We start from the raw sequence: 3,816 nt of genomic DNA, 5'->3' as shown, positions 1-3,816 counted from the left end.
TGAATCGATTTACACAAAACTCTTGACACACCCCTTTAATCATACCAAGCGCCAGACCGCTCGCATATTATCCGAAAGTATACTTATATAAGGAAAAAATAAGGAAATGAGAGAAGGAAATGATAAAAACTGGGCAGATGGGAGATGCTCTTGGGAAATAGGAAGGAGAATTAAAACCAATAGACGACCTCGCTAACGCTCGAAGAACCTTTTTAGATTTTAAAGCCCAATGAATAATCAACCCTATCCGCCCGGCATCAGATTTTGGGGCCGGGCACCTTCCCCGTCTGGGAAGGCAAGTGTTAGCGGCGCTTCAATGCTCGGACTGTTACCGCTTTCAAAAGTCAGCGCTCTGTACAGCGAGGGACGAGTTCGGGCGCTCTTTCCGCGAATGTGTTGCACTTTTATTGGCGATTTCTCCTTGTATTTCGTGGTTTATGGACAATATGTCCTGTTTCTTCACGTTACCAAAGTAAAGTAAGAAAAAGCAGATGATTTCAGCGGAAATCATGCTATAATTGTTATACATCTATATGTTTTACGGCATGTGCCGCGCATACGCGCAGTCCCTTTTCGTATGAAACCGGACCCCTGCGCTTAGAAAAAGGAGGAGTCCCCATGGCATTAAAAGAATTCGAATTCGGCTTCGGCCAAACTACTCAGAAAGTCATGCTCCCTGAAGAACATATTTCCGATGTTCTTGAAGGAAATCCTACGCCCGCTTGCGACGTGGAAGAAGCCACACTGGAATGCATGCGCCATCCGATCAGCAGCCGCCCGCTGCAGGAAATCGTCAGAAAGGGCGACAAAGTCTGCATTGTATGCGCTGATATTACCCGTACATGGAACCATTCTGATCAGTTCGTCATCCATATCGTCAATGAACTGAACCGCGCAGAGATCCCGGACAGCGATATCTGCATCCTCTTTGCCCAGGGCACTCACAGAGCGCAGACACCGGAAGAAGATATCCGCGTCGTCGGCAAGGAAGTCGCTTCCCGTATCAAGTTGTACCAGCATGACTGCAAAAACAAGGACGAACTCGTCCATGTCGGCGATACGAAGCTGGGCACTCCTGTCTGGATCAATAAGCATGCAGTCGATGCTGACAAGGTCATCGTCGTCGACGGCATCACCACCCACCTCTTCGCAGGCTACGGCGGCGGCAGAAAGCTGATTCTCCCGGGCGTTGCCGGTGATGAATCCATTCAGATCAATCACTGCAATGCGCTGGGCGCTGAATTCGGCAGCGGCATCAACCCGGCTACCCGTTCCACGCTCCTTGATCACAACCCGGTTTCCGATGATATGCAGGAAGCTTCCGATATGATCAAACCGTGCTTCCTCGTTCATTCCATCGTGAATGCAGACGGCCAGATCTGCCGCATGGTCGGCGGCGATCCTTACGAAGCATGGCTCGAAGGCACCAAGCTCGTATACCGCATCCAGAAGGTCCCGATGAAGCAGGAAGCGGATGTAGGCTTCGCTTGCGCTGGCGGATATCCGAAGGACGTATCCCTCTACCAGGGCAGCAAGTGCTATGATCCGGCTGACGTCGCTGTCAAGGACGGCGGCATCATCATCGCCATCATGGAAGCCAGCGACATCCAGGAACCGCCGGCATACCTGAACAGTTTTCAGTATGAAACAGAAGCTGACATGGAAAGAGCACTGCGCCATCATTTCACCATTCCATTCTTCGTCGCATTCAACCTCTTCTGCATGACCCACAAATACCACATCATCCTGGTCACCAGGCCCGAAAACTTCGAAGCCATCAAAAAGACCAACCAGACCCCCGTGGCTACCGTAGAAGAAGCCTGGCAGCTGGCGCAGAAAATCCTGAAAGACCAGGGAAAAGACGACTACACCATCACCATCATGCCCCACTGCGCATCTATCGTTCCATTCCTCGCTGATAAATAAGGAAATAAAAAAAGTGTGAGATCCGAAAGGGTTTCACATCTTTTTTCATTTCCCCAAGCCGGACGGAATACGCTCAAATTTCCTGAAATTTGTCAAGATTTCGTCAAAAAAGCGTCCATTCTCCAAAGCCCGCCAGACCGCATCAATTCTTGCAATTTCACCGTTTCTATGTTTGACAGAATCCCTATTTCTGACTATAGTAAGAGAAGACGAAAGGAGGGCGGAAAAATGATACAAGCCTTTAAGCATGATGAGAACAATGTACTTGCAGAAATGTCACTGGAGCAGCTCGATAAGGGCTCGTGGATCAATTGCGCCGCCCCCAGCCAGGAAGAACTCTCGCATCTGAATGAACTGACCGGGATCCCGGTCTATTCCCTGCAGACCGCCCTCGACCGTGAAGAACGTTCCCACGTCGAGCTCGAAGACGATTACATCTTCGTCGTCGTGAATACGCCAGTCGTCCTTGAGACGGATGCCTACGACGCACTGCCGCTCGGCATCTTCATCACGAAGAATTACTTCATCACGGTGTGCCTCGAGCAGAACCTCGTCGTGAAGAAATTCCTCGGGAACACCTTCACATCCTTCAGGACCTACAAGAAGACACGTTTCCTCTTCCAGATCCTCTCCCAGGCATCTTCTTCCTTCCTGTTCTACCTGCAGCAAATCTACAAACAGACCGACGTCATCGAGACCCAGGTCCGCAAATCTTTGCAGAACAAGGAACTCTTCCGCCTCCTCGAACTCCAGAAATCTCTGACGTACTTCAACTTCGCCCTTCATGCGAATGAAAACGTCATGGAACGCCTGATGCGCCTCAGGAACAGCCCTCTTCACTCCCTCCTCAAGATGTATGAGGAAGACGAAGACCTCCTCGAAGACGTCATCATCGAAAATAAGCAGGCATTGGAAATGGCCGAGATCTACACGAACATTCTGATGTCCATGATGGACTCATTCTCCTCTATCATCTCCAACCGCCTATCCCAGATCATGAAATTCCTGACCTCGGTCACGATCATCCTCGCGACCCCGACCTTGATCTACTCCCTCTGGGGCATCAACGTCCCCGTCCCCTTCGAGAGCTCGCCCTTCGGCTTCGTGGAAGTCACCCTCCTGGGCGTAGCCGTCACCGTTGCCGTCACCTTCGTCCTCTGGAAAAAGAACATGCTGTAAGCGAATAAATCATCCCGCGATTGCGGGATTTTTTTGTGGGGGAATGGTGTATAGTAAAGGAAAAACGAAAGAAGGGAAAATCATGAAAACATACGACATGCGCTTTGACGCAGAGACCATGGCCATGCTGCAGAACCTGAAAGGCAGCGTTCTCAAGAGCATCCGCTCCGATGCCGAGGCCCTGCCATCTTCCGCCTATGGCATCGCAGAAATCATCACCAGCCGCGGCGCGTACGCACTGACCAGCATCATCGAAGTGGCCGATTACTTCGGCGCCCTCGAAGACGTCGCCATGTTCCGGCTCTTTCCCTCCACCGGTAATATGCCCTCCAGGCTCATGAACACAGACATGACAAACATCCCCGTCGAAGAAATGATTCAGGAAATCCAGATCGTCAACGAACATCAGGAACTTTTCCATCTGGGCGTGAAAACCTACGACGTACAAGTCACACGCGGGATTATCTTCCTCCTGCAGAACGGAGGGGAAATCTCCTTCGAGAAAAACATATGGTTCTCCGAAATGATCTCCATTCACAAAGGAACCCCTCTCACAAACCAATTCATCCCCATCAGCGAATTCGAAGAAGACTGGACCGATGACTACGTGGGAAAATGCGAGAGAGAAACGATAAAGATTTGAGGGAGTGAGTGAAGAAAACCATACAACCAGACTAAGGGTTATAGGACAAAACGTGTTGGTAAAAATTT

General features: G+C 50.3%; 3 protein-coding genes. All 3 read left to right on the top strand.

Features of this window, described 5'->3' with window-relative positions; translation table 11 throughout:
* Positions 1–618: 618 nt before the first annotated feature.
* The 3 genes from larAH10 (at position 619) to M3200_RS05220 (ending at position 3,748) form a co-directional block, all read left to right on the top strand.
* Positions 619–1,926 (top strand): NPN-dependent 2-hydroxyacid racemase, LarAH10 family, encoded by a 1,308-nt coding sequence (gene larAH10, locus M3200_RS05230; RefSeq protein ID WP_022382497.1) that lies wholly within the window; start codon positions 619–621, stop codon positions 1,924–1,926.
* Between the two features lie 228 nt (positions 1,927–2,154).
* Positions 2,155–3,105, top strand: a complete 951-nt coding sequence (locus M3200_RS05225) for a magnesium transporter CorA family protein (protein WP_022382496.1) — start codon at positions 2,155–2,157, stop codon at positions 3,103–3,105.
* Positions 3,106–3,187: 82 nt separating this feature from the next.
* Positions 3,188–3,748 (top strand): hypothetical protein, encoded by a 561-nt coding sequence (locus M3200_RS05220; RefSeq protein WP_022382495.1) that lies wholly within the window; start codon positions 3,188–3,190, stop codon positions 3,746–3,748.
* Positions 3,749–3,816 lie beyond the last annotated feature (68 nt).

It is taken from the genome of Dialister sp. CAG:357, assembly GCF_000435155.1.
Taxonomy (GTDB): Bacteria; Bacillota; Negativicutes; order Veillonellales; family Dialisteraceae; genus Dialister; species Dialister hominis.
The sequence above is the reverse complement of the archived record's forward strand: the minus strand, read 5'-3'. Positions and strand labels throughout refer to the sequence as shown.

Coding starts and splice junctions, on each gene's coding strand:
- larAH10 (WP_022382497.1), top strand. CDS start 619: ATGGCATTAAAAGAATTCGAATTCGGCTTCGGCCAAACTACTCAGAAA.
- M3200_RS05225 (WP_022382496.1), top strand. CDS start 2,155: ATGATACAAGCCTTTAAGCATGATGAGAACAATGTACTTGCAGAAATG.
- M3200_RS05220 (WP_022382495.1), top strand. CDS start 3,188: ATGAAAACATACGACATGCGCTTTGACGCAGAGACCATGGCCATGCTG.